General features: G+C 52.7%; 18 protein-coding genes and 1 tRNA gene. 7 read left to right on the top strand and 12 right to left on the bottom strand.

Annotation, left to right across the window (positions count from 1 at the left end):
• Nucleotides 1-18 precede the first annotated feature (18 nt).
• From RT120_RS08160 to sinH, 3 genes are read right to left on the bottom strand one after another with little or no spacing between them, the layout of a single operon-like run.
• Nucleotides 19-4,785: an adhesion domain-containing protein gene (locus RT120_RS08160; protein ID WP_312981693.1), complete on the bottom strand. Its 4,767-nt coding sequence runs from the start codon at nucleotides 4,783-4,785 to the stop codon at nucleotides 19-21.
• 44 nt (nucleotides 4,786-4,829) lie between these two features.
• A complete protein-coding gene (locus RT120_RS08165; RefSeq protein WP_312981694.1) occupies nucleotides 4,830-5,831 on the bottom strand; it encodes a SinI family autotransporter-associated protein in 1,002 nt (333 codons plus the stop codon).
• A 40-nt stretch (nucleotides 5,832-5,871) separates the two neighbouring features.
• Complete coding sequence (gene sinH, locus RT120_RS08170; protein ID WP_312981829.1) at nucleotides 5,872-8,094, bottom strand: intimin-like inverse autotransporter SinH; 2,223 nt, start codon at nucleotides 8,092-8,094, stop codon at nucleotides 5,872-5,874.
• Between the two features lie 494 nt (nucleotides 8,095-8,588).
• Between sinH and RT120_RS08175 the strand changes: the two genes are divergently transcribed.
• Nucleotides 8,589-9,824, top strand: a complete 1,236-nt coding sequence (locus RT120_RS08175) for a multifunctional CCA addition/repair protein (protein ID WP_312981695.1) — start codon at nucleotides 8,589-8,591, stop codon at nucleotides 9,822-9,824.
• Between the two features lie 16 nt (nucleotides 9,825-9,840).
• On the opposite strand, the gene bacA is transcribed toward RT120_RS08175, so the two are convergent.
• Both bacA and folB read right to left on the bottom strand, forming a co-directional pair.
• Nucleotides 9,841-10,659 (bottom strand): undecaprenyl-diphosphate phosphatase, encoded by an 819-nt coding sequence (gene bacA / locus RT120_RS08180; RefSeq protein WP_312981696.1) that lies wholly within the window; start codon nucleotides 10,657-10,659, stop codon nucleotides 9,841-9,843.
• Between the two features lie 114 nt (nucleotides 10,660-10,773).
• Complete coding sequence (gene folB, locus RT120_RS08185; RefSeq protein WP_312981834.1) at nucleotides 10,774-11,142, bottom strand: bifunctional dihydroneopterin aldolase/7,8-dihydroneopterin epimerase; 369 nt, start codon at nucleotides 11,140-11,142, stop codon at nucleotides 10,774-10,776.
• Between the two features lie 106 nt (nucleotides 11,143-11,248).
• Here folB and plsY point away from each other — a divergent pair, with 106 nt between their 5' ends.
• Nucleotides 11,249-11,866 carry a glycerol-3-phosphate 1-O-acyltransferase PlsY gene (plsY, locus tag RT120_RS08190; RefSeq protein ID WP_312981697.1) on the top strand — a complete coding sequence of 206 codons (618 nt, stop codon included), beginning with the start codon at nucleotides 11,249-11,251 and terminating at the stop codon, nucleotides 11,864-11,866.
• Nucleotides 11,867-11,882: 16 nt separating this feature from the next.
• Here the strand turns inward: plsY and tsaD are convergent, their stop codons facing one another.
• Nucleotides 11,883-12,896 (bottom strand): tRNA (adenosine(37)-N6)-threonylcarbamoyltransferase complex transferase subunit TsaD, encoded by a 1,014-nt coding sequence (gene tsaD / locus RT120_RS08195; RefSeq protein ID WP_312981698.1) that lies wholly within the window; start codon nucleotides 12,894-12,896, stop codon nucleotides 11,883-11,885.
• Between the two features lie 245 nt (nucleotides 12,897-13,141).
• Here tsaD and rpsU point away from each other — a divergent pair, with 245 nt between their 5' ends.
• From rpsU to RT120_RS08215, 4 genes are all read left to right on the top strand, one after another.
• Nucleotides 13,142-13,357, top strand: coding sequence for a 30S ribosomal protein S21 (gene rpsU / locus RT120_RS08200; protein ID WP_001144069.1), 216 nt, complete (start codon nucleotides 13,142-13,144; stop codon nucleotides 13,355-13,357).
• Between the two features lie 178 nt (nucleotides 13,358-13,535).
• Nucleotides 13,536-15,278, top strand: a complete 1,743-nt coding sequence (gene dnaG / locus RT120_RS08205; RefSeq protein ID WP_312981699.1) for a DNA primase — start codon at nucleotides 13,536-13,538, stop codon at nucleotides 15,276-15,278.
• Nucleotides 15,279-15,431: 153 nt separating this feature from the next.
• Nucleotides 15,432-17,276, top strand: coding sequence for an RNA polymerase sigma factor RpoD (gene rpoD / locus RT120_RS08210; RefSeq protein ID WP_312981701.1), 1,845 nt, complete (start codon nucleotides 15,432-15,434; stop codon nucleotides 17,274-17,276).
• A 203-nt stretch (nucleotides 17,277-17,479) separates the two neighbouring features.
• Nucleotides 17,480-17,893: a hypothetical protein gene (locus RT120_RS08215; RefSeq protein ID WP_312981702.1), complete on the top strand. Its 414-nt coding sequence runs from the start codon at nucleotides 17,480-17,482 to the stop codon at nucleotides 17,891-17,893.
• Nucleotides 17,894-17,922: 29 nt separating this feature from the next.
• On the opposite strand, the gene mug is transcribed toward RT120_RS08215, so the two are convergent.
• Nucleotides 17,923-18,429, bottom strand: coding sequence for a G/U mismatch-specific DNA glycosylase (gene mug / locus RT120_RS08220; protein ID WP_312981703.1), 507 nt, complete (start codon nucleotides 18,427-18,429; stop codon nucleotides 17,923-17,925).
• 125 nt (nucleotides 18,430-18,554) lie between these two features.
• Here mug and RT120_RS08225 point away from each other — a divergent pair.
• Nucleotides 18,555-18,630, top strand: a tRNA-Ile gene (locus RT120_RS08225).
• A gap of 96 nt (nucleotides 18,631-18,726) precedes the next feature.
• Here the strand turns inward: RT120_RS08225 and RT120_RS08230 are convergent.
• The 5 genes from RT120_RS08230 to RT120_RS08250 form a co-directional block, all read right to left on the bottom strand.
• A complete protein-coding gene (locus tag RT120_RS08230; protein ID WP_312981835.1) occupies nucleotides 18,727-19,026 on the bottom strand; it encodes a DUF1889 family protein in 300 nt (99 codons plus the stop codon).
• 260 nt (nucleotides 19,027-19,286) lie between these two features.
• Nucleotides 19,287-21,284 carry a TonB-dependent receptor domain-containing protein gene (locus RT120_RS08235; RefSeq protein ID WP_312981708.1) on the bottom strand — a complete coding sequence of 666 codons (1,998 nt, stop codon included), beginning with the start codon at nucleotides 21,282-21,284 and terminating at the stop codon, nucleotides 19,287-19,289.
• 10 nt (nucleotides 21,285-21,294) lie between these two features.
• On the bottom strand, nucleotides 21,295-22,353 hold the full coding sequence (locus RT120_RS08240) for a YncE family protein (protein WP_312981712.1): 1,059 nt from the start codon (nucleotides 22,351-22,353) through the stop codon (nucleotides 21,295-21,297).
• 203 nt (nucleotides 22,354-22,556) lie between these two features.
• Complete coding sequence (gene foxA, locus RT120_RS08245) at nucleotides 22,557-24,647, bottom strand: ferrioxamine B receptor FoxA (RefSeq protein WP_312981716.1); 2,091 nt, start codon at nucleotides 24,645-24,647, stop codon at nucleotides 22,557-22,559.
• A gap of 140 nt (nucleotides 24,648-24,787) precedes the next feature.
• Nucleotides 24,788-25,777, bottom strand: coding sequence for an AraC family transcriptional regulator (locus tag RT120_RS08250; RefSeq protein WP_312981718.1), 990 nt, complete (start codon nucleotides 25,775-25,777; stop codon nucleotides 24,788-24,790).
• Nucleotides 25,778-25,799: the final 22 nt, after the last annotated feature.

Genomic DNA, 25,799 nt, shown 5'->3' on the forward strand with positions numbered 1-25,799 from the left:
GGTTGTTTTTTTTCATTGCTATTTTGCGCGGGGATGTGGCGCTGATAAACAGATCAAGCCTTCACGGACGATTGAACTGGTTGAGGCTACCAAACCTGAACTCAGGTTAATGTACTGATCAAACCCATTCGCTGGCGCTTTATCCGATGCCCACCAGTTGCCATTGCCTCTTGTGAATCTCACCGGCCACCCATTGTTTTCCTCAAGCTTTCCGCCGCTATTTTCCTGATATAGCTTGAGCAGTTCGCTCATGACTGGTTGATAAGCGGCTGTGCAACCCTGAAGGGTTAACGCTTTGGCTTCCTGTGACGTCAAGCTAGCCCAGTCTTCGCCCCGATAGTTAAAGCTCGGTGTCGTGCTGGAGATTTCTGCTGCCAGCAGCGGACGATGGAACGCCAGACCGTCAGCAGTCTTAACTGTTTCTGTCATATGCCCCCACAATCGGGCTTTTGGCGTATCCGGACTGCTGAGTGTGGTGAAAATTACCGGCATCGTTTGAGCTATGGTTGGGTCGTCAGACAATGCCGCGGTCAACGGCGTTTTTAAGCCCGGTGAGTTATCCTGCTCAACTTCGATCAACGCCTGGCCATTGGAATCAGTCACACCAAAAAATTTTTCTCCGCTATCAAGCGACTGCGGATACCCACCTGCGTACCCTATCTCCAGCGTATAATGATAGACGACGTTATCCCGGCTCTTGCCTGGACCACGCGTTAGGATGAACGACGTCCCCGGCGCGCTATTTCCCTGCACATCTTGGGTCTGGACCTTGATCACGATTTTCTGTCCGGCATGCACTTTGGCTGCGCCCAGTTCAGCGACATATTGTTCAGAAGAGAGGACGATCTGGCTAGCTTTGGTGCGTTCCTGGTTGGTGCAGGTCAGGTAATTACGCTGTGTGGGCACGCTACTGTAGGTGATGCCAACATCGAGCAACATGGCTTTATAGCTCTGGTTGTAAACCGAGGAGCTGTCCACCGTACTGCTCCAGTAACCTATATATACCGGCCATCCCTGGCTGAATGGCATTGCGTTTCGCGGGTTGGCGTTGTACAGCGCTTGCAGCATGGCCACTTCAGGAATGTAGTTCGTACCGCACCCCTCATGGCTGCTATCCTGCGCCTGGCTGTAGGTGAACAGAGCCCATTTTTCATTGTTCTCCGTTTGCCATGTGTATTGGCTGGGTTGGGATAATTCACTGTACAAACGTGGCCGCTGGAATACGTATCCCTCTGTTGTGACGGTTTCCGCCATATGCCCCCACCAGAGCGCTTTGGGCGAATCAGGGCTGGTCACTACAGTAAAGATCGTATCAAGGCTGGCGGAGATGGTGTTGTCGTAGCTCGATTTGACATGGATCGCGGTTCTGCTTCCCTGCGTATCCGGGCGTGTCACCGTAAGTTCAAGCGTCCCGTCCTCACCAGTGACCAGGTTTGCGACTGAATTTGCGTTTGCAAGCGACATCCCGTTAACGTCAACTGGGCGGGCGTAAGAGCCAAAAATTTCATTGCCCTGGCGATCAAAATCATTACCGCGCGACACCACCACCGGTGCGTTCGGGAAAGGATTGCCCGCGCTGTCTTTGGTGGTCACTTTAAGCTTCAGCGTGTCACCTTTTTTGACTTTCGCAGCGTTAAGCGTTTGTGACCATTGCTCGCTATTCACAGGCTCAAGTTCGATCTGCGCGACTTCAGGAATCGCCTCTTTAAGGCAGGTAACATATTGAGCGGTATAGCTGGACGCTTGGATCTGGCTGCCATTCGCCAGAGATTGCACATACCAGTCGTTGCCGGAAGGATCGGAGGAGGTCGAGGACCAGTAATACCCGTTTATCGGCCACCCTTCGGCAGAGGGAATAACGTTACGGCCATAAGCATTGTACAGCGAGAGGAGTTGGTCGCTGCGTGGCAGATGACCGGCCGCGCATCCACCCGCATCAGGGTTGTTGACGCTGGCTCTGGTGGGCTGCGTCCAGAGTTCGTTATTTTCGTTCATGAAGGTCGTGGCCGACGTGACTTCACTTTTCAGTTTCGGGCGTTCGAAGACGTTACCGTATGCCGTGAGCGTATCGCTCATATGCCCCCACATGTTGGCCTTATCGCTGTCAGGGCTGGTCAGCACGGTAAATATCACATCATATTTAATGGCATTGGCGATAGTTGAGTCCACAAGCGCGATTGCCAGCGGCGTATCAACCCCGGCCCCATTTGGCTGGGTAATGTCCAACTGCGCTACCCCTGAGCTATCCGTGGTGCCCCGATAGGTTTTCGATGACGGGTTCAAAAAGCTCAGGTGCTGTCCATTAATCATCAAGTCGCCCTGGGTGTTGTCCGTGTACTCCGCCAAACCCTGACGGTTTAGGCCATGTGCCGGGGTCACAGTAAATGCGCTATTAGGTATGGGCTTGCCGTTAAAGGCATTCACCGTTTTTACGGTGAGTTTAATGGTTTCGCCAACTTTAGCCTTTGCTTTACGCAGGGCGGCATCGTCGCCAGTCAGTACCTGAAGCTGCGTTACCAACCCCGTTGCGTTACAGGTTAAATAGCTCGGCATCGGAGGGGTAAACGTCTGGCTTATTCCCGTCGCCAGATTAACGCTCTGCGCGCTCCCATTATTGCTATCAATGGCGAGATAGAGATTTTTGCCAGTTGGCCAACCCTGCGTTAACGCCATCTGGTTATCAGGATTCGCCAGGTAGAGGCGACTAAGGAGCGCAGCGGGAGCCACCTGCCCGTGCCCGCACTGATCAGTCCCCGCGCTGAGCGTATTGTAGGTGGCCCAAACTTCATTGTTTTCTGGCATCGAGCCGGTTTCTTTTTCTGTCTCATCCGCCAGCAAAGGACGCGAAAGCAGCTGGTTATCAACCATGACGCCACCCTTCATATGGCCCCACATCCTGGCCTTATCGCTGTCCGGGCTGGTACCGACAGTAAAAATCACATCCTTTGTGTCTGTCGCGGTATACCCCTCTCGCAAGCGGGCGGTAATCGTTGTCCGTACGCCGGCACCTTTCGGTTGCGTCAGTGTGATGGTGGCCTCGCCGTTTGCATTGGTGACGCCCTGATAATAGTGAGCCTCTTTCTGCTTCAGATGCTCACCCGCCATGAGTACCGGGTTGTTTTGCCAGTCGTCACTGGTTTCATTTTTACGGTTATGCGGTTGGCCAGACGTCAGGGTGTAGTAAAAATAAGGCAGCTTTTCGCCAGTCTCACTGTCGGTGATACTGACTTTCAACACCATAGATTCGTCGGTCGGTGCCACCCCGGCGTTCAGATCATCATTAAATTTATCCAGCGCCAGGGTGATGTTGGGCGCAATGGCTGGTGCCTGTCTATCAACGCAGCTAGCCAACATATTGCCCGCATCGCTACCCACACGGACATCGTGGTTACGCATATCTATGGCCAGGTGCAGCCCTGCGCCGCCTTCAGAGTCGGACCAGTAATCATTATTGCCAAGTGGCCAACCCAGGGTGTTCTGGACCGTTGAGCCCATCTGCGCAAGCGCCAGGCCGCTGAGTTGCCGTACGTCAGGCAGCTTCTGTTTACAGTGCTCATCAGCGCCTGACCAATCAAATAGCGCCCAGACCTCGTTAGCATCGGTCACGGTACTGTTAGCGCCACTGGTTTCCGCAGCAAGCCGGGGGCGAGTAAACGTGTATCCCTTCACAAGGGTATTTTCCGCCATATGGCCCCACATGGCGGCTTTTGCGCTATCCGGGCTGGTCAGCGTGGTAAAAATGACATCAATATTTTCTGCCTGAGTCGGCACGTGCTCAGAGGCCACTTTAAGCGTAGTTTTGACGCCCGGTCCCTTATCCTGAGACACCGTTACCGTTGCCGTACCGTTCTCATCCGTTACGCCACGAAATACCGTCTCTGCGGTTGTTAACTCCATATTTCCGACGCGAACTGGCGCGGCATTGTTGACTTCACCCTGACGGTTAAACGCATCGCTACGGGTAATCGTGAACGGTGCGTTACCCAACGGCTCGCCCGCACAGTCTTTGGTGTTGATGGTTAAGGTGATGGTTTCTCCCGCTTTGACCCTGGCGGCATTCAGAACACTGTCAAAATGGCTGGCGGACAAGCTCAGCGGGTCGCCGGTCGCCGTCGCGACATCAACAGCCACCTTTTTCTCTTGCAGTTCCAGTAATCCGCTTATCGGCGAACCGGTCAGGGTAAAAAGAAACAGCGAGGGGATCGTTGAAGTGGAGTCTGTCTGAGACCAAACCACTAAATGACGTCCGGCAAGATTCTGAGCACAAAAGGTTTGGTTGTTTATGGGCTGGGGGGCAAGCGGGATATCAGGCGATGCGGCATCTGCCCATACTACTTTGGTGCCCGGAACCTGCTGATCCTGCCACTGCACTTTTGGCGGCGCGGAAAACAAATCGCCTTCCGTATCACGTGGATTGACAACAATTAAACGATTGGCAGTCGCATCAGTGGTGAAACTCCCGGGTTTGGCGGTATAGGGTACAGCGTAGTTTTTTGCGGGGTCGAGTTGAATACTCCCCTGGTAGACAGGAAGGATCGCGCCATCGGCACTCGGACGCGTCCCGTCAATGGTGCCAGTTTCAGCGCGAAGCCGCTGCCAGGTTCCCTCTTCCGAGCTCGCGCGTGCAGAAAAAAGTGTCAGGCAAGTCATGATTGCCAGCATTAAAAAGTGAAGGTTCTTTTTTAATGTTGTGTGTTGAAACATAAAAAACTCGGCTGTTTTATTGTGACTGCGACATATCGATAAAAATAAATTTTGCCAAACGGTGGGCTTCGCAAAATTCACTCGCCAGAGACGCCATTCCCTTGCGGGAATGGCGCTGATGAAGATTATTTACGTTTATATTTGATGGACAGGCTGTTGCCCTGAACACCGTCGGCGCCTGCGCTGCTAAGGACGCTCTTCGCTTCCGTGTTGGTTGCAGGAATAACCAGATCCTGGTTCTGTACCGAGGAGTCACCGGAGGTGGCGGCTGTCGCGCTCTGGCCCGAGAACACCCACATATAGTCATATTTGCTGGTAAGATCGGTATCAACGCCATCGTCATATTTGTTGTTGGCGTTGGTGTCTTTCCACAGTTTGACCTTATAGGTATGTCCGGTATGCAGTTTAACGGTGGCGTCTTTCAACAGGTTGACCGTGGTGTCAGCGGCGTCGTAAATGGTGACGTTAACGTTAGCGTCAACGACCGGGCCTTCAGGAATATCATCACTGTCGGAACCGCCGCCCGTCGCGCTGGAGAGATCGGCCAGGTCGACTAATGTCCCCACGCGTGGATCGCCGGTTTCCGTAGTAGGCGTAATTTGCAGACCGATGTAGCAATCCGCATCGCCATCACCGATAGAGTACGAGGCTGAGCCGTCCGTGCCATCGCCCTGCAATACGCGTCCGTTGGTCTTACTTTGATCGGAATAACACATCCACTTGATGGTTTTCTTTGTCAGGCCGGTGGTATCCGTATCGCCTTCTATATCGTTGATGTCCCAAGTGACGGTAATTTTATCCCCGACATGGAGCTGTTTTTCACCATCCGTAGAAGCCGTTGTCCCACCGGTACGCCCGGAACGATCGATTTCAACTTTGACATGTTGACCATCATCGGTGGCCGCTGCACCGGGCAGCTTGATTTTTGGTAGGGTACCGATAATCGTGCCCGTTGAGCCGCTTACCTGCCAGCCTGACGCACTTTGCAACGGCGTCGCGCTTTGCAGAGCGTTCTGATTGAGTGCGGCACTTCGTGGCGCAGCCATTGCTGAAGGAAGCGTGCAATAGCCAGCAATTGCCAGCGCCATCGCGACTTTAGTCAGTGGTCGCGTTAATTTAGTCTGCATATCTGTTCTCCTGGAATGATTCTTTTAGCGGCTGATAAGATCAGTTTCCGCCCTGACTTTCTTTAAACCTGTAAGCGACACGTAATCCGTATCCCTGAATACCACCCTGTTCAATCGCGCCGAATTTCTCCGCCGCTTCCCGGTTGGTCGCGGGGATAATCAGGTCCTGATTCTCGGTATGGGTTTGTGCTCCGGTATGTCCCTGTGCGTTCTGTCCGGTAAATACCCAGCGGTAGTCATACGACGCCATTTCTTCTTCGCTGAGTTGCTCTGCACGTTGAAAAACGCCGTCGTTGTTTTTGTCGCGCCACAGTACAAACCGATAGCGCTTATCCATCGCGAGAAGGCGGTCTTTTTTACCGATAAGATTCAATGGATTGCTCTCATCAACCTGATAAATCAGCGGGTTAACCGGCCCTAACGGATCGCCAATGAATGAGACATCAATAAAATTGCTGTCGCCGTAGGCATCGGTTTTCGCTTTCCAGTGAAATGTCCCCGGCAACGTACTGGACAATGTGACCGTACCCGCTTCTTTATCTCGCGCCGCAATAAACACGCAGGGAGACTCCGTGGCGCATGGCGTATCGCGTAGCGTCACTTTTTGATCGTTGCTGTCATAAAGCTCTGGAGCCATGACTTCATCTTTCAGCGTATTGCCTTTGTTATCCGTGGTATCGCCAAAAGCATCCGTCAGCAGCAGCGCCAGGGTGATGCCTTGTTTGCCGTCAGCCTGTACGCTGGCTTCATGGCTGTGGTCGGTACGATCGGTATCCGTGCTGTTATCCGCAATCAGCTCAATATGGCGGTTTTGCTTAATGCTGATTTCCACCACACCGGAGTTCTGACGATTGCCCTTTTCATCTTCCAGCGCAATACGTACCCGCCATGTGTTTAGCGCGTTACGTTCAGCATCTGTCGGCGCGTTATGCCAGGCAGGCAAAACAAGATTCCAGCGATTGTTATTCCCCTCGGCCAGGGTATGAGCTTTAATAACCGGCATAACTAACGTTTGATTGGCGTTATTTTTTGATTGCCATGATGCTGCAATAATTTTGTAATGATGTTTAATGAGCGCATTAATCGTCCAGCGGCATTTCTCAAGGCCTATTGCCGCCTCGGGTGTATCTTTAATAACGCATTCCGGATGCTCATTTGCCGCATCCGCTTTTAACCATAAACTGACTTCCAGCGGATCTTTCTCGCGATATTCAAGTACGATAAAATTATTACGCTCGACAAAATCATGGCGGCTAGCAATTATTGAATGCATCGCCTCAACATTATCCGAATTGAGCTGATCCTTTAAGGCAGTGCCAAAGCGATAATTAATGGCAGCATTAATACTCAACTCAGAATTATCGCCGCCATCGGCTTTATAGTCGGCCCCTAACGTCAGAAGAGGAACGGGCGTGTACGTTAATCCAACCGTTGTGGCATGAGGATCTTTCTGTAAATTGTCTTTGCCAAATAACGCAACTTCGTCACCGTAATAGCGTTCATATATCAGCTTACCCCCAAACTGCGGCCAGGCAGGCAACCACCCTTCCATACGGACATCCCATCCACGGGCTGGCCTTTCTTCATAAAAATCAAAATCTTCTGAATCCTGCCAGTCTGACAGCGGGTGGTAATAATTTCCTGACAATTTCAGATAGTTTGTCCATGCTTCACCACCAAAGCCCAGACGTTGATGACGGCGGCTAAAATCATAGTCATAGAATACGTTGCCACCCAGTAACCAATCCCCTACGTTCTGGCGAATGCCTATTCCCGCATTGCCAATGGTGCGCTCTTCTTTGCGCATTGCTGAAAACTGACTAAAAAATAGCGACTTATTGTTATCGTACCAGGGGATAAAATAGTCCAAAGAGCTGCCTTCCAGATCGCCTTCATCACTTACTGCCAGGCTGGCGCGGATATTCCCCCACGGCGACATTGCGCTTTCAATATAGGACTGGGCTGATGATATTATCTGGTTATGCACATACCCGCGCGCTTGTGATTCCAGCGCATCTGGCGTCAGGTTCTCAAATCCCTGAGTAGCGGAATTAACAAAATAATCTGATGCCTTTTTCTGTATTGACGTATTCTGCGAATCACTCTTTTGCGACTGTTGTTCCGTATTTCCACCACCCAGCTCAGGTAAAGAATTCATAGCGGATTCGTCTGAGATAATTTTTGACGCCGGATTCGCTTGCGAATACGCACAATTTATCCAGAGACAAATAATTATTAGGACAGTCCAATTACCGCAATTCATTTTTCTACTTTTTATCCGAAAAATACCCGAACGGTTGCGCATCAATTGCTAAAAAGGAATGCACAATAGTTATTATCTGAAAACCAATGAACTCCATGGAATCCATAGTTCAAATAAAACCGCATACGTAGCATTCTCCACCCGATGTCGATATCACTGTGCCAAATACAACAGTTCCATTTGCGTTATGAATTCCTGAAAAGTTGTTTTTACAGTTTGTGATATACAGACACAATTCCCTTCACTCTGAAACTCAGTATCATTATGTCCATTTTTGGATCAATCGCAATTAAGTGCCATTAAATATGATTTTAGTTAATTTAAATGAATGTAACCGAAGTTAATCATTGAAAATTTATATATAAAATAACGAATACATTCTTTAGCTAGTCCTGCCGCGTTTTCCGCAGACGAGGCTGCCATGCTTTTCACCTTGGCCTTCTCCTCTACACTTACGTATTATCTCAACGCTAACGTGAACAAGAGAGGTGTGGGTGAAGAGCTATTTGGTCGGTGGTGCAGTGCGTGATGGGTTGTTAGGGCTACCGGTTAAAGACAGAGACTGGGTTGTGGTAGGCGCAACGCCTGCGCAGATGCTTGAGCTGGGCTATCAACAGGTTGGGCGCGATTTCCCGGTGTTTCTGCACCCGCAAACGCGTGAAGAATATGCACTGGCGCGTACCGAACGGAAAAACGGCTACGGCTATACCGGCTTTGTTTGCTACGCCGCGCCCGACGTCACCCTGGAGCAAGATTTACTGCGCCGCGATTTGACGATTAACGCCATTGCGCTGGACGAAAACGGCGAGTTTATCGACCCGTATAACGGACGCGCGGATATCAAAAAGCGCCTGCTGCGCCATGTTTCCGGCGCATTCAATGAAGATCCGCTGCGTGTTTTACGGGTGGCGCGTTTCGCTGCCCGCTTTGCCCATCTGAATTTCACCATCGCCGAAGAAACACAGACGCTGATGCGTGAGATGACCGAGGCAGGCGAACTGGCCCATCTCACCCCGGAGCGGGTCTGGAAAGAGACCGAAAACGCGCTGCGCTCCCATAATCCACATATCTTTTTCAAAGTGCTGCGCGATTGCGGGGCGCTGAAGGTATTGTTCCCGGAGCTGGATGCGCTGTTCGGCGTGCCTGCGCCGGAAAAATGGCATCCGGAAATCGATACCGGCGTACACGTGCTGATGACGCTGTCGATGGCGGCGATGCTGAGCCCGGAGGTGGACGTGCGCTTTGCCACCCTGACGCACGATGTCGGCAAAGGTCTAACGCCGCCGCGACTCTGGCCGCGCCATCACGGACATGGCCCGGCTGGCGTTCCGCTGGTCGAAAATATCTGCCAGCGGTTACGGGTGCCGAACGACATCCGCGACCTTGCCAAACTGGTGGCGGAATTCCACGATCTCATCCATACCCTGCCGATTTTGCAGCCAAAAACCATTGTGAAGCTGTTCGACTCTATCGACGCCTGGCGCAAGCCCCAGCGGGTAGAACAAATTGCGTTAACCAGCGAAGCGGATGTGCGCGGACGCCAGGGCTTTGAGGGCTGCGATTATCCGCAAGGACGGCTGTTGCGTGAAGCCTGGGAAGTGGCGAAAGCGGTCTCGCCGAAAGAGGTGGTCGCGGATGGATTTAAAGGCATTGAGGTACGGGAAGAGTTAACCAAACGGCGCGTGAGAGTGGTCGCGCAATGGAAAGCCGAGCGTTGCCCCCAGCCCTGAAGCCAGGGGCAATTCATCACATAAAGACCACGTAGACCGCCGCCGCCACGATAAAGCGGTAAATCGCGAACGGGATAAACGAAATCCGTTTGATGATGTGCAGGAAGGTTTTGATCGCCACCAGCGCCACCAGAAACGCGGTGACAAAACCCACAGCGAACATGGGAATATCTGCCGCCGTCAGGAAGTGGAAGCTTTTATACAGATCGAGCGCCGTCGCGCCCATCATCATCGGCACCGCCAACAGGAACGAAAACTCTGATGCGGCGTAACGGCTGACGCCCACCAGCATCCCGCCGGAAATGGTCGCACCAGAACGCGAAAAGCCCGGCCACAGCGCCAGGCACTGGAAGCAGCCGATAGTGAACGCCTGGCGGTAAGTCATATCATCCAGCCCCAGCGCACGTGGCTCTTTAGGTTTAAAGACCTCCGCCACGATCAGCAGCATCCCGCCGACGACCAGCGCATACATCACGTTAATCGGGTTAAACAGCGATTTAATCAGGTCATGGAACACCAGGCCCAGCACCACGGCTGGCACCATGCCCAGCAAAATGTGGACCAATGACAGGCGGCGGCTGCCCACGCCCTCATGCGGTGAGCGGCCAAAATGAATGCCGATCAAACTGAACAGGCGGCGCCAGAACATCACGACCACTGCCAGGATCGAACCCAACTGAATCACCACTTCAAACGTCTTGGCCGTTTCCCCTTCAAAGCCCAGCAGGTGGCCCACGATAATCATATGCCCGGTGCTGGAAACCGGCAGAAACTCGGTTAAACCTTCAACTACGCCGAGAATCGCCGCGATTACTAGCGAATGCAGATCGCCCATGAAATGTCCTCGTACCCCAAAAAAAATCAAAAAAAACGGCGGGCGCAGTGCGCTTGCCGTAAATGCTCGAGCTATAAGACCAATATAGCCGCGTTAGGTTTAATAATTATTAACTTAAATGATTTGATTAGGATTAACGCCACGCTGAATGATTACGCCCACGTTAGCCGCCTGCGCGACCGCGCCAGGTTTACTGATTTTGATCTTCACCCACGGCGTGTTGAAGCGGGTGAGCAACAGTTCGGCGACGTCTTCCGCCACACGTTCCACTAACGCAAATTTACCGCCCTGAACGTGGTTGATGATCGCCTCGCTCACATCGGCATAGCTCAGACAATCCGCCACGTCGTCGCTTTTGCCCGCCGGACGATTGTCCCAGGCCATTTCGATATCGAACATTAACTTCTGTTCGATAGTTTGCTCCCAGTCGTAAACACCAATAGTGGTGATTATCGAAAGTTGCTCTATAAATACTATATCCATCATGACCTGCCTGTTTTTAGCGCGCCCGGATACCACTTCCGGCAAATTATGCGTATTATCCACAGATGCAGAGAATAAAACGACATTTTCAAAACGGAACAGCGTTATGAGTGCAATCGCGCCTGGAATGATCCTCCTTGCGTACCTTTGCGGCTCAATTTCCAGCGCCATTTTGGTCTGCCGTATCGCAGGTTTGCCCGATCCGCGCGATAGCGGCTCCGGGAATCCCGGCGCGACCAACGTATTACGCATAGGTGGCAAGGGAGCAGCCGTAGCGGTACTGATTTTTGACGTGCTGAAAGGCATGCTGCCCGTCTGGGGAGCTTATGCGCTCGGTCTTTCCCCGTTCTGGTTAGGGTTAGTCGCTATCGCCGCCTGTCTGGGCCACATCTGGCCGGTGTTTTTTGGTTTTCGCGGTGGCAAAGGCGTCGCCACGGCGTTTGGCGCGATTGCGCCTATCGGCTGGGATCTCACCGGTGTGATGGCAGGTACCTGGCTGCTCAGTGTGTTACTCAGCGGTTACTCTTCTTTAGGCGCCATTGTCAGCGCGCTGATTGCGCCGTTTTATGTCTGGTGGTTTAAACCCCAGTTCACCTTCCCGGTTTCTATGCTCTCCTGCCTGATTTTACTGCGTCATCACGACAATATTCAGCGGCTGTGGCGCGGCCAGGAAACCAAAATCTGGCAAAAGCTGAAAAGAAAGCAAAAAAAAGAAGAGCAGTAAGCTCTTCTTTTTTCATTTACGCGGCAGGCAATTCCGCCAGCGGCCAGCGCGGTCGTACCGACACGCTTAAATCCGCGTTGCCACCCGCTTTTAAACGCACCATGCCCGCATAGGCGATCATGGCGCCGTTATCGGTGCAAAACTCCGGGCGGGCGTAGAACACTTCACCGCCGCGTTTTTTCATCATCTCAGCCAGCCTGGCGCGCAGGGTGCGGTTAGCGCTGACGCCCCCCGCCATTACCAGCCGCTTAAAGCCGGTTTGCTCAAGCGCGCGGCGGCATTTGATCATCAGCGTATCCACCACCGCATCTTCAAACGCGCGGGCGATGTCCGCATGGGTTTGCGGATCGGGCGCGTTATCACGAATAGTATTGGCGGCAAACGTTTTAAGCCCCGAGAAGCTGAAGTCCAGCCCAGGGCGATCGGTCATTGGGCGCGGGAAAGTAAAGCGATCGGGATTGCCGTTAGCGGCCAGTTTCGACAGCATCGGGCCGCCGGGATAATCCAGGCCCAGCAGTTTTGCTGTCTTATCAAAGGCTTCACCTGCGGCGTCATCAATGGACTCGCCCAGCAGTTGATATTCACCGATCCCGGTAACGGAAATCAGCTGGGTATGGCCGCCGGACACCAGCAGCGCGACGAACGGAAATTCCGGGGGATTGTCTTCCAGCATCGGCGCCAGCAGATGCCCCTCCATGTGGTGCACCGGCACCGCAGGAACACCCCAGGCAAACGCCAGCGCGCGTCCGACGGTCGCACCGACCAGCAATGCGCCCACCAGACCAGGACCTGCGGTATAGGCCACCGCATCGATATCGCTGGCGGTAAGTCCGGCGTTTTTCATCGCTTCCTGAATCAAGGGCACGGTTTTACGCACATGGTCGCGGGACGCCAGTTCCGGTACCACGCCGCCGTAATCTGCGTGCAGTTTCACCTGGCTATACAGTTCGTTAGCCAACAGCCCTTTTTCATCGTCATAAATGGCGATGCCGGTTTCATCGCAGGATGTTTCAATACCCAGTACACGCATGCTTATTTTTACCTCTTTTGCCTGCGCCGCAGTGTATGCGCTGAGGTCGTCATTGTAAAACATTGCTCATCGGCCCGCGGGATAGTGTATAATCCCCGCCCCTGTAAGAATGCCACCGAAAAGCGGTTTTTGTTCCTCCTGTTGCTTTACAAAGCATCAGCAGTTGCAGTAAAATTCCGCACCATTTTGAATTAAGCTGGCGTTGATGCCAGCAGCAAACCGATTTAATCAAAGGTGAGAGGCACATGCCGGTAATTAAAGTACGTGAAAACGAGCCGTTCGACGTAGCACTGCGTCGCTTCAAACGTTCCTGTGAAAAAGCAGGTGTTCTGGCGGAAGTTCGTCGTCGTGAGTTCTATGAAAAACCGACTACCGAACGTAAACGCGCCAAAGCTTCTGCTGTGAAACGTCACGCGAAGAAACTGGCTCGCGAAAACGCACGCCGTACTCGTCTGTACTAATCTCTGGGGGGGATTCCCCTCCTTTCAGACCGAGTTGTAGTTGTAAAGGCCGTGCTTCCGAAAGGAATGCGCGGCTTATTTTCGTTTATGAACTGACATCCCTACGCTTTTTGCCCCGCATCGCCAGAACGCGATCGCATTGAATATTTAGCAGAAAGTTAACGGGTAAATGGGGCTTATGGCTGGACGAATCCCACGTGTCTTTATTAATGACCTGCTGGCTCGCACCGATATTGTCGACCTCGTTGACGCTCGGGTAAAGCTCAAGAAACAGGGCAAAAATTATCACGCGTGCTGTCCGTTCCATAATGAGAAAACACCTTCATTTACCGTAAACGGCGAAAAGCAGTTCTACCATTGCTTTGGCTGCGGTGCGCACGGTAACGCCATCGACTTTTTGATGAATTACGACAAGCTCGAGTTCGTTGAAACCGTTGAAGAACTGGCGGCCATGCATAACCTGGACGTGCCTTATGAGGCGGGTTCCGGGCCGAGCCAGATAGAACGCCACCAGCGGCAGAATTTGTACCAGTTGTTGGATGGCCTGAGTGCGTTTTATCAACAATCCCTGACGCAACCGAATGCCAGCGACGCGCGTGAATATCTTTCCCGACGCGGTTTAAGCGCCGACGTTATTTCGCGCTTCGCTATCGGTTATGCGCCTGCCGGTTGGGACAATGTGCTCAAGCGCTTCGGCGGCAACGATGAAAATCGTCAGTCGCTGATTGATGCTGGCATGTTGGTCACCAACGATCGCGGGCGCAGTTACGACCGTTTCCGCGAACGGGTGATGTTCCCGATCCGCGATAAACGGGGCCGGGTGATTGGTTTTGGCGGTCGCGTATTGGGCGACGGCCAGCCTAAATATTTAAACTCGCCGGAAACCGATATTTTCCATAAGGGCCGCCAGCTGTATGGCCTTTATGAAGCGCAGCAGAGCAGCCCTGAACCGGCTCGCCTGCTGGTGGTCGAAGGCTATATGGATGTGGTTGCGCTGGCGCAATACGACATCAACTACGCGGTAGCGTCATTAGGGACCTCAACCACGGCTGACCATATTCAGCTGCTGTTTCGGGTCACCAACAATGTGATTTGTTGTTATGACGGCGACCGTGCTGGCCGGGATGCGGCATGGCGCGCACTGGAAACGGCGCTGCCTTATATGACCGACGGTCGGCAGCTGCGCTTTATGTTTCTGCCCGACGGCGAAGACCCGGATACGCTGGTGCGTAAAGAAGGCAAAGACGCGTTTGAAGCGCGTATGGAGCAGGCCCAGCCGCTCTCGACCTTCTTGTTTAACAGCCTGATGCCGCAGGTCGATTTGAGTACGCCGGATGGCCGTGCGCAGCTAAGCACCCTGGCGCTGCCGCTGATCACTCAGGTGCCGGGTGAGACGCTGCGAATCTATCTGCGCCAGGAATTAGGAAAAAAGCTCGGTATCCTCGATGACAGCGCGCTGGAGCGCCTGATGCCGAAGCAGGCCGACGCTGCGGTACGTACCGCGCCGACGCTAAAACGCACAACCATGCGTATACTGATAGGACTGCTGTTGCAGAATCCAGAACTGGCGCCGCAGGTGCCGCCGCTGGATGCGCTGGACAAAGACAAACTGCCTGGACTTGGTTTATTTGCAGAACTGGTCAACACTTGTTTGTCTCAGCCAGGCCTGACCACCGGCCAGCTTTTAGAGCAGTATCGCGGCACTAAAGAGGCCGCCACCCTTGAAAAACTGTCGATGTGGGACGATATAGCAGATAAGGACATTGCAGAAAAAACGTTCACCGACTCACTCAACCATATGTTTGATTCGATGCTTGAACAGCGCCAGGAAGAGCTCATCGCTCGCGAGCGCACGCACGGTTTAAGCAGCGAAGAACGCCGGGAGCTCTGGAGACTGAACCAGGAACTGGCAAAAAAATGAATTCCGCGGCTTAACTGCCGATTATCGTTCGGGTGAACCCCCGAAGGCCGCAAAGAGGCGCTGCGGCATGAAAATAAATCAGCCCTCGCTCGTTATTGTTGGCGGTCACGCCTGCCGACACAACCCTCATGAAATAAGTGTGGATACCGTCTTATGGAGCAAAACCCGCAGTCACAGCTGAAGCTTCTCGTCACTCGTGGTAAGGAGCAAGGCTATCTGACCTATGCCGAGGTCAATGACCATCTGCCGGAAGATATCGTCGACTCCGATCAGATCGAAGACATCATCCAAATGATTAATGACATGGGCATCCAGGTGATGGAAGAAGCACCGGACGCCGATGATCTGTTGCTTGCTGAAAACTCAAACAACACTGATGAAGATGCAGAAGAAGCTGCTGCTCAGGTGTTGTCCAGCGTTGAGTCTGAAATCGGGCGTACCACTGACCCGGTTCGTATGTACATGCGTGAAATGGGTACCGTTGAACTGTTGACCCGCGAAGGCGAAATCGACATCGCGAAACGCATCGAGGACGGGATCAACCAGGTTCAGTGTTCTGTTGCCGAGTACCCGGAAGCTATCACCTATCTGTTGGAACAATATGATCGCGTTGAAGCGGGCGAAGCGCGCCTGTCCGACCTGATCACCGGCTTTGTCGACCCGAACGCGGAAGAAGATCTCGCGCCAACCGCAACGCATGTGGGTTCCGAACTGTCCACCGAAGAGCTGGCAGATGACGAAGACGAAGATGAAGACGAAGACGACGACAGCAGCGATGATGACAACAGCATCGATCCAGAACTGGCCCGTGAGAAGTTCAGCGAACTTCGCACCCAGTACGAAGCCGCTCGCGTAGTTATCAAGGCGAAAGGCCGCAGCGACAAAGCCGCTCAGGAAGAGATCCTGAAGCTGTCTGAAGTGTTCAAACAGTTCCGCCTGGTGCCGAAGCAGTTTGATTACCTGGTCAACAGCATGCGTATCATGATGGACCGCGTGCGTACCCAGGAACGTATCATCATGAAGATGTGCGTTGAACAGTGCAAAATGCCGAAGAAAAACTTCATCACGCTGTTTACCGGCAATGAAACCAGCGAAACCTGGTTCAATGCAGCGCTGGCCATGAATAAACCGTGGTCCGAAAAGCTGAAAGACGTGGCTGAAGATGTGCATCGCAGCCTGCAAAAATTGCAGCAGATCGAAGAAGAAACCGGCCTGACCATTGAGCAGGTTAAAGATATCAACCGTCGTATGTCCATCGGTGAAGCAAAAGCCCGCCGTGCGAAGAAAGAGATGGTTGAAGCGAACTTGCGTCTGGTGATTTCTATCGCCAAGAAATACACCAACCGTGGTCTGCAGTTCCTCGACCTGATTCAGGAAGGCAACATTGGCCTGATGAAAGCGGTAGATAAGTTCGAATACCGCCGCGGTTATAAGTTCTCGACCTACGCCACCTGGTGGATCCGTCAGGCAATTACCCGCTCTATCGCGGATCAGGCTCGCACCATCCGTATTCCGGTGCATATGATTGAGACCATCAACAAGCTCAACCGTATTTCTCGCCAGATGCTGCAGGAGATGGGCCGCGAACCAACGCCGGAAGAGCTGGCCGAGCGCATGCTGATGCCGGAAGACAAAATCCGTAAAGTGCTGAAAATCGCTAAAGAGCCAATTTCCATGGAAACGCCGATTGGCGACGATGAAGATTCGCATTTAGGGGATTTCATCGAGGATACCACCCTCGAGTTGCCGCTGGATTCTGCCACCACCGAAAGCCTCCGCGCCGCCACGCACGACGTGCTGGCTGGCCTGACCGCCCGTGAAGCGAAAGTGTTGCGTATGCGTTTTGGTATCGATATGAACACCGACCATACGCTGGAAGAAGTGGGTAAACAGTTCGACGTTACCCGCGAACGTATTCGTCAGATCGAAGCGAAGGCGCTGCGTAAACTGCGCCACCCGAGCCGTTCTGAAGTGTTGCGTAGCTTCCTGGACGATTAATCGTTCTGCGCTTCCAGTATTTTCGTCAAAAGCTGCACTTCGGTGCGGCTTTTTTTTTGCCTTCACGCTGCAAGGAAATCATTGACCAGAGACCGCTTTTTGAAGGAAAACCAGTTGTCAGATGAATATGACGTAATGTAACGTAGCCGGATATATTTTTTCTCCATACAGTTAAGATTCATCACTTTAGGAATCACCTTTAAATGAAAAAAACCGGCCTTTTGATATTCAGCCTGATGCTGGCTGGCTGCGCTACCACAACCCAAACCGCACCCAAATCGCTGGTTACGCCCGCTCCGATTCAGACTGATATTATCGAGCCGCAGCCGTCGCCTGCCCCGGAAAACGGCACCAACCTGACCGCCAATGAAACCTGTACGAAATCCCTGGCGGCGCTGCAAACCTATAATCCGCGCAGCTGGAATAAATACAGCCAGGAAATGAGCGAATTAACAAGTAAAACCAGCCAGTTCCTTTCTGTTAAAGAAGATCTTAACCCACAAACGAATCAGCTGGTGATGAACGTTTACGCGTCCCGAACAGCGACGTTGTGCTACCGCATCGAAAGTGCATTAGGCCAGGCGATGATTGAGCAGGCAGCACGGCTGGGAAATTGATTTTCAGGCCGGCAGCCTGGACTGCCGGTCTATAAGCCCCGGGTCATTAATGCTTCGTCCAGTTCCCGGTAAGCTTCCACCAGCTTTTCAAGCGATGCGCGATTCAATCCGCTGGGATTGGGCAACACCCACACCTCTGTCTCGCCAATGGTTATCGACTGCTTGCCCCATTTTACGCCACGCTGGCTGAATGCCTGCTCAAAGGCCTTTTTACCTAATACCGCCAGCGCAGCTGGCTGATAATCGTTAATTTTGCGGATAAGCTCGCGTCCGCCGGTACGCAGTTCATGCAGCCCCACTTCACTCGCCTGCACCGTTGGGCGTTCCACCAGCATGGTGATACCGCAACGGGTATCGAGCAACTGCTGTTCTTCTTCAGGAAGCAACTGCTTATCGGTAAACCCGGCCTGATGAATGACTTTCCAGAAGCGGTTTCCCGGATGAGCAAAATGGAATCCGGTATGAGCGGAGGATTTGCCCGGGTTAATCCCGCAAAACACGACTCTTAACCCCGGCGCTAATATGTCGTTGATCATGATAACCCCTGATAACCTTCGGATTCGTAAAGTATAAAAGACCGTTTTTAAAATGCTGATAAAAGCAGCAGCCGCGCGGTAATGGCTGGATTGAGCGCAGCACATCCATTATAATCCAGCGCCACGGCCCCTTAGCTCAGTGGTTAGAGCAGGCGACTCATAATCGCTTGGTCGTTGGTTCAAACCCAACAGGGGCCACCAGATAAAACAAGGGCTTACGATAAACCGTAAGCCCTTTGTTATTTTAACAATATGTCAGAAACCCAGTCTTGACAGATTAATATGCCAATCACTTACTCACACCAGCTCCCGGAGCTGTTCCCGCATATATGAAGAAAAGTATTCAGGATCTTTGATAATCACCCGGTTACCAGTGGCAATTTTTTCAGCCCATCCGGCTACTTTCTCTGTGAAACCAGTATTCCACCCCTCCTGGAACCCGCGTGCCGTAACATCAGCCGCGCTGGCCGGAACACCCAATTCGTTTAAGTACTTCAGTAATCCCTTGGTTGTGCTTTCATCCATAGGATGTGGAACTGAGACAGAAGTATTCATACCGTTAATGAAGTCCAATGCTTTATCGATTACTGCTGGCATACTCTTATCCTTAAAATTAACCAATGTAATAAATGAGCCTTTAAGACGAACAAAAACAAACGGCAACATCAAAGGGAGTGCCCCTGATTGGCCAAAAGCTCAAGCCCCTTTCACCATAGCAAATCCCCCCTGCGCAAACCCACTCGTCAGCTCCCGATTTGAGATATTGCATCATCATTTCATGCTGAGGATAAAAAAGGGGATAGACGATTTCTCATCTAACCCCTTGTTGTAACTGTTTTTTAACCTGATCGCTAAAATTAAAACTCCACCCGCGCCCCCAGGTTATAGCGACGCCCTTCAACCATCGACGTTTCGTTGTAGCGGGTGGTATAAAGCGGATCCACATCAAACACGTTATAAACGCCTGCCATCACTTGGGTATTTTTATTGAGCTGATAACGCGCGCCCAGGTCTACCATAATGTAGCTCTCGGTAGCGGTGGATTTCCCGACATCCGGTGAATCGCTGCGATAATTCGCTTTGGTCCACAGCACCAAATCGTTGGCCGCCGACCAGTTCAGCGAGACATTCGCCATATGTTTCGGGAAGTCGTTAAGTGCATAACCCTTTTGCGGGCCGCTGTTTTGCTCGCTGCGCGTCCAGGTATAGTTGGCGTTGGCCTTCAGCGTCGCAGTGATCTGCCAGTCGCCGTTTAGCTCAAGTCCGTACACATCGGCATCGCTAACATTAAAGTACTTATCCACAGTTTCCGCCGAATAGCCATTATAGATACACGGCTGGGTGGCGGTTTCGGTGCAGATGTTGTAATCGCTAATCTTGTCTTTGAACTGGGTGTAGAACACGGTGCTATCCAGCGCCAGGCCCTCTCCCTGCCAGTAAAGGCCCAACTCGGTGTTAATGCTCTTTTCAGGTTTAAGATCGGCGTTGCCAATGACGATACCGGGATACGGCGGGCTGGAGCCGTACACGCTGGTGAAACCTTCGCTGGTCTGCCGCAGTTCCGGTTTTCTGTACCCCGATGAGACGCCGCCTTTCAGCGCCCAGGCTTCATCAATCGTCCAGTTACCATAAATTTTTGGCGTCACGTGATAACCGAAGTAGCTATCGTGATCGAGGCGTGCTGACGTCGTCAGGGTAAAATCAGGAACGATCATCCACGCATCTTCAGCAAATACCGCCCAGCCATCACGCGAGATCTTGCTGACCGGCGTAACGCCGGGTGCCTCTTTATGCTCAATATCGAAGGTATCGTTGAGCTCTTCGCGGATGAAATTTGCGCCCAGCGTCAGCTTATGATCGTCCAGGCTGAAGGTATTCTGGGTGTTAGCCGTAAAATTGTTTTGCTTGATGTACTGAGGAGAGAGACCGCCAGAACGGTATTGGGTATCGGCTTTCTCATAGCTGATATAGTTCTTCGCTTCCAGCAAATCGTCGCCATACCAGGCGTGCTGTGAAAGCGTAAAAGCCTGGCGGTTAAAATCCCAGTACCACGGGTTGCTCTTGTTATGGCTCTTCTCCTGTGTCCCGCCAACGATATTGAGATCCCATAGCTGGGTATCGGTCGCCGCCAGGCCCAGCGTCGCGTTGACGTTCTTCGAATCATGCTTAACAAAACGCTGCTTTGTCGGGCTGTCGTCATCACGGCGATCGAGCCAGTCAGCTCCCACGCTGATCCCCAGCTTACCGGGGATCAGCGGCCCCATGACAAACGCATTCATTTGATTGGTATTGCCATACTCGCTTTGCTCCTGAAGGAAGTAATTATCCTCCAGCGCGCCGGTCCAGCTCCCCTGTGCATAGGGCTTTCTGGTGATCACGTTAACCACGCCGCCCATCGCATCCGAACCATAGAGTGATGACATCGGCCCGCGAATGACTTCAATGCGCTCAATCGCGGCCATCGGTGGCATAAAGTAGGCTTCCGTTCCGATGTGATGACCATAGGGACGTGATTCCGCGGTGTTCTGCTTCACACCATCGACCAGGTACGACGTGTAATCGGAATCCAGGCCGCGCATCTGCACATTACCGGTGGCTAAACTGCCGTGGCCGTTGCCTACCAGAACGCCAGGAATATCCTGGAAGGCTTCGGTGATGTTCTGGTTTGATCGAACATGTAGCTCCTTCTGGTCAATGACCGAAATGGTGGCGGGCGCTTCTCGTTTTTCCTGTGAGAAGCCAGAAGCCGTTACCACCATAACATCTTCATTACTCTCTTCAGCTGCATAGAGTGCAGCTGGCATCGTTGTCAGGGCGAGCGAAATCGCCACGGCCAGGCGTGTTTGAAGGATCATTCGGGTTACCTTAGAGCATATTCAGGTCGATTTTCAGAACGTAATCAGCGGTTTTTGCTTTTTCATCTTGCTTAACGCTGACGTAAAGCGTTCTGGCATCTTGCGACAGCAGCAAACTGTTAGGCATCGCGGCGGTTTTAATGGTGTGCTTGATCGCGTAACTGCTGGCGTCGATCACGCCGATCTGGCGCGCATTACGGTGCGTCACATAAATTTCATCACGCGCGGCGTTATACAGCACTGCAATAGAATTGGGGGTTGGAATGCGGTGAACCAGTTCGCCGTTTGCCAGTTTCACCACCAGCACATCCTGCGTATTGGTATCGGCGATATAACCCAGCCCTGCTTTGGTATTCAGCGCGATATTGAGGAAGTAGTGATGGGGATCTGCGGGATCGACTTTGACGCTGGAGAGAGGCTGCGAGGTTTTAGCATCCAGGGTAACCAGTTCGCCACCGCCGGTGACGACGTAAACCCGATCGCCCGCCGTATCCACAGCAAAACCGACAGGCTCTAACTTCTCAAGCGTGTTTATCAGTTGCTGTTTACCGGTATCCACCACCCAAAGCAGGCCCTTACCCTTCTCGCCAATGCCGGAAACATACAGACGCTGATGTTTGGCATCCAAAACCACTTCGCGCACATGCGCCTTTTTATTGGCATCGGCGTCATCGCTTAACGGGATGATTTTAAGCTCTTTACCGGTGCGGGTATCCAGCAGCGTCAAAGAGCCTTCAAGCGCATTCCCTAAGTACAAAATATGGTTTTGCTGATCGATAGCGGTCGCGAACGTACGGCGCGTAGTAGCGATTTTCTCGCCGATCGCCAGCGTTTGCGGATCGAGCTTAAACACAAGGCCGCTGGTTTTGTCTTTATCAAACGAAGGCGCAGACGCAGCGAAAATCGCCTGCTGCAACGTGTCCTGAGAAAGTTCATAAACGCCATGCCCTAAAGACGAGGAAACAAACGCGTTATCGGTAAATTCTTTCGCCAGGACGGAGATTGATCCAAAGGTAAGCGCAACGGATAAAGCAAATATTGCCGATAATTTGAACTGATTATTGACCATTGTAATTATTCCCTTACATTAATTTACTTTTTTAATGCTAATGAAAATCAATATCATTTGCAATATCAATTATGGTAGGGCGTTTATGCAGGTCTTTGATTCATTTACGTTAAGGCGGAGTGTTTATGCGGGTTTATTACAGGCTGAGCCAGCCGCGTTACCACAGCTGGCTCATTTTCTAAGCAAATACGTTCAGTGCCGTATCAAAATTTCCAGGACACGCTGCCTACAATGCTGCGCTCTGCACCAAAGTAGCAATACGAGAGCGAGTTACAGGCCGCTACGTAGCTCTTGTCCGTCAGGTTATTGACGTTAAGTTGGGCGCTTAGGCCTTTTACGCCCAGTTTTGACAGGTCGTAACCCACCATCATATCCACCAGGGTATAGGACGGCAGCGTATGGGTATTCTGGCGATCGCTGGTCACGCCGTTAACATAACGCACGCCGGAGCCGACGGTTAATCCGTCCAGCGGGCCGGTTTGCACGTCATAACTCAGCCAGGCGCTGGCCATGTTGCGCGGCGCGTAAACGGCGCGTTTGCCCTGCTCTTCCGGGCTACTCTTTTTGTAACGGATATCTGTGTAGGTATACGCCGCCTGCATACGCAGGCTGTCGGTTAACTGCCCTACCGCTTCCAGCTCCACGCCCTCAGATTCAATTTCGCCGATAGAGCGGTACGGGTCGGTTGGCTCCTCTTTGGTGGCAATGTTTTCCTGATTGATGCGGAACACCGACGCGCTAAACTGGCTATTCCACCCTTCTGGCTCATACTTCACGCCCGCTTCCCACTGTTTGCCTTTTATCGGCTCCAGGATATTGCCGCTCTCATCAGCAAAGCTGGTCGGCGTAAAGGCGGTGGAGTAGCTCACATAAGGTGCCACGCCGCTGTCGAACAGATACAACAACGCCGCGCGGCTGCTGACGTTGTTTTTATCCAGATCGCTGCGGGTACTGTTGTAATTATCAATATTCGACACGCTCACCTGGTCGTAGCGGCCACCGAGCGTCAGGCGCCAGCGGTCAAGCGACATCTGATCCTGTAGGTAGTAACCCGTCTGGCGCAGCTTGTGCTTCTCTTTGCTGTACAGAGTGATGTAATCCGGCTGCGCGCCGTAAACCGGGTGGAATGCATTAATCGGCGGGAACGCGCCATAGTATCCGGTGGTGTGGTTGCTGCGATCCTGATAATCCATGCCGATCAATACGCGGTGGTTAATCGCCCCGGTATCGAAGCTGCCGTCGATCTGGTTATCCATCGTGATGGCATTCATCTTCTCGTCCGAACCGGAATAGCCGCGATTCAGTTCGGTTTCGTTGAACCAGTCCGCCGCATAAACCTGATTTAGCTCCACTTTGGTATGCAGATAACGCAGCTTCTGGCGCACCGACCAACCGCTATCGAACGTATGTTCGATGTTGTAGCCAACCATATTCTCCCGGCGGTCGTATTTATCGTAATCGTCCTCGCCTTCAAAGAAGGTGTTGGAAATTTTGTTGCCGTCATGCGGAACCACGGTCCCATCATAAGGCAAACCAGAGTGGCTGCCGCCTTCTGGATCGCGATGTAAATAGGCCATCAGATCGAGGCGCGTATTGTCCGTGATGCGCCAGGTCAGGCTGGGCATCAGCGCATAACGCTCTTCTTTCAGCGGATCGAACTGGGAATCGGCATATCGGGTCATGCCGCTCAGGCGTACCGCCACCCGATCGTTATCATCCAGCGGGCCGGTGACATCAAACATCGCCCCGCGCTGCTGGTTATTACCCGCAAAAAGTTTAACTTCCCCACCCGGATCGAACGAGGGTTTACGCGAAGTCAGCGCCACAATGCCGCCCGGCGATGAACGCCCGTACAGCACTGATGCCGGGCCGCGCACCACTTCAATATTTTCCAGGAACCACGGGTCGACCACCAGCGAGCTGTGCGAGTTGGTATCACCCATCATCTTCAGGCCATCAAGATAGACGTTGTCGAGGCTACCGTCAGAGAAACCGCGCAGCACGATATAGTCAAAGCGATTCGATGCACCGATCTGGTTGCTGTAGACGCCCGGCGTGTAACTCACCGCCTGTCGCACGCTGGTCGCGCCTTGCTCTTCAAACTGCCCGCGCGTGACGATGGACACCGCCTGTGGCGTTTCAATATCCGGCGTGGCCAACTTGGTGGCACCGCTCAGCAATTGTGAAGTGACCACTACGGTATCGGTTTTTTGCGTATCCTGTGCCATTAAAGGTAAAGCGAGACTGCCAGAAACCCATCCCACCAGCAACGCCAGCCGCGATTTAGCGAACATGAATATCTCCAGAAAGCATTTCTAATTGTTAATAAGAATTATTACCTTTTTTAAGACGTAAACAGCTATGCGCGCCGCCAGATTGCGTATGCGCGCTGCCAAACTGCATAGGTTGTGTTCGCAAAGATGGGGGAAATGGGTTAGCTACCGGGGCGGATATGGCCCGGCGAAACGCCATAGCGGCGGCGAAAAGCGGTGGAGAAATTGGTGGCGTGCTGATAGCCCGATACCCAGGCAGCGTGCTGGACGCTGTGGCCTTCCAGCAGATAGCGTCGCGCCAGCTCCAGACGACAATCGCGCAAATAATCAAACACCGTACAGCCATAAGCCTGGCGGAATTTACTGCGTAAGCTGCTGGGGCTCATCGCCGCTTGCGCAGCCAGCTCCGCCAGCGAGTAATCGCGCTCCGGTGCGCTCTCAAGCCGTTGCCGCACCCGCTCCAGACGGTGTTGTTCACAACGAACCGGTGCGCCGCAGGTTTGCGCGCTTTCCTGGCGTGCGCTCAGTCCCTGCCCCAGTAACTGGAGCATTAAACCCTCCAGCATTAATTGCCGCGCTACGCCGTAAACCCGGCTCTGGCGAATATGCGCGAGCCCGGAAAGCAGGAAACCCGGCACCTGCCAGACAAACGTTGAGGGCCCGCGCATTTCCCATTCGCGCAATAATGAATCCAGCATACCGTTGCGCCAGGCATCGCCCGGGTAAACACCCAGCGACAGGGTTTTCAGCTTGCTTTCCGCCGTATGCCGCGCATTCATTGTCTGATGCTCATACAGGCTGGAGCTGAACGCCATCCCGGCGCGCACCACATACTCTTTACCGTTAAGGATTAAAACGACGCAACCCTCCAGCACCACCAGCGTATACAGCGGGCTACTGTAGCGAGAAAAGGTTTCATAAGGCTGAAGCACTTGCACATCAGAATGCGTAAGGGAAATACCTGGCGCGAGCGCAATCTCTTCCACATCGCCCTGCAAAACCGGCGCGTCAGCCTGATGGGAAGAAGCCAGCAGCGGGAAGCGGTAATCAATGCCATAGCGCTCGCCAAACCCCTGAAAGTCGCTGACAAAAAACACTTTCTTCTGGGGTGGCTGAAGTAAATATTGCCGGGGTAGCGTTGCGTCGTTCATGGCTGGATCTACAGTAACAGTG

The organism is Atlantibacter sp. (genome assembly GCF_032062175.1).
Classification (GTDB): domain Bacteria; phylum Pseudomonadota; class Gammaproteobacteria; order Enterobacterales; family Enterobacteriaceae; genus Atlantibacter.

Excerpts from the sequence above, each read along its gene's own strand:
- RT120_RS08165 (WP_312981694.1), bottom strand. The coding sequence starts at position 5,831 with ATGCAGACTAAATTAACGCGACCACTGACTAAAGTCGCGATGGCGCTG.
- sinH (WP_312981829.1), bottom strand. The coding sequence starts at position 8,094 with ATGAATTGCGGTAATTGGACTGTCCTAATAATTATTTGTCTCTGGATA.
- bacA (WP_312981696.1), bottom strand. The coding sequence starts at position 10,659 with ATGGGCGATCTGCATTCGCTAGTAATCGCGGCGATTCTCGGCGTAGTT.
- folB (WP_312981834.1), bottom strand. The coding sequence starts at position 11,142 with ATGGATATAGTATTTATAGAGCAACTTTCGATAATCACCACTATTGGT.
- plsY (WP_312981697.1), top strand. The coding sequence starts at position 11,249 with ATGAGTGCAATCGCGCCTGGAATGATCCTCCTTGCGTACCTTTGCGGC.
- tsaD (WP_312981698.1), bottom strand. The coding sequence starts at position 12,896 with ATGCGTGTACTGGGTATTGAAACATCCTGCGATGAAACCGGCATCGCC.
- rpsU (WP_001144069.1), top strand. The coding sequence starts at position 13,142 with ATGCCGGTAATTAAAGTACGTGAAAACGAGCCGTTCGACGTAGCACTG.
- dnaG (WP_312981699.1), top strand. The coding sequence starts at position 13,536 with ATGGCTGGACGAATCCCACGTGTCTTTATTAATGACCTGCTGGCTCGC.
- rpoD (WP_312981701.1), top strand. The coding sequence starts at position 15,432 with ATGGAGCAAAACCCGCAGTCACAGCTGAAGCTTCTCGTCACTCGTGGT.
- RT120_RS08215 (WP_312981702.1), top strand. The coding sequence starts at position 17,480 with ATGAAAAAAACCGGCCTTTTGATATTCAGCCTGATGCTGGCTGGCTGC.
- mug (WP_312981703.1), bottom strand. The coding sequence starts at position 18,429 with ATGATCAACGACATATTAGCGCCGGGGTTAAGAGTCGTGTTTTGCGGG.
- RT120_RS08230 (WP_312981835.1), bottom strand. The coding sequence starts at position 19,026 with ATGCCAGCAGTAATCGATAAAGCATTGGACTTCATTAACGGTATGAAT.
- RT120_RS08235 (WP_312981708.1), bottom strand. The coding sequence starts at position 21,284 with ATGATCCTTCAAACACGCCTGGCCGTGGCGATTTCGCTCGCCCTGACA.
- RT120_RS08240 (WP_312981712.1), bottom strand. The coding sequence starts at position 22,353 with ATGGTCAATAATCAGTTCAAATTATCGGCAATATTTGCTTTATCCGTT.
- foxA (WP_312981716.1), bottom strand. The coding sequence starts at position 24,647 with ATGTTCGCTAAATCGCGGCTGGCGTTGCTGGTGGGATGGGTTTCTGGC.
- RT120_RS08250 (WP_312981718.1), bottom strand. The coding sequence starts at position 25,777 with ATGAACGACGCAACGCTACCCCGGCAATATTTACTTCAGCCACCCCAG.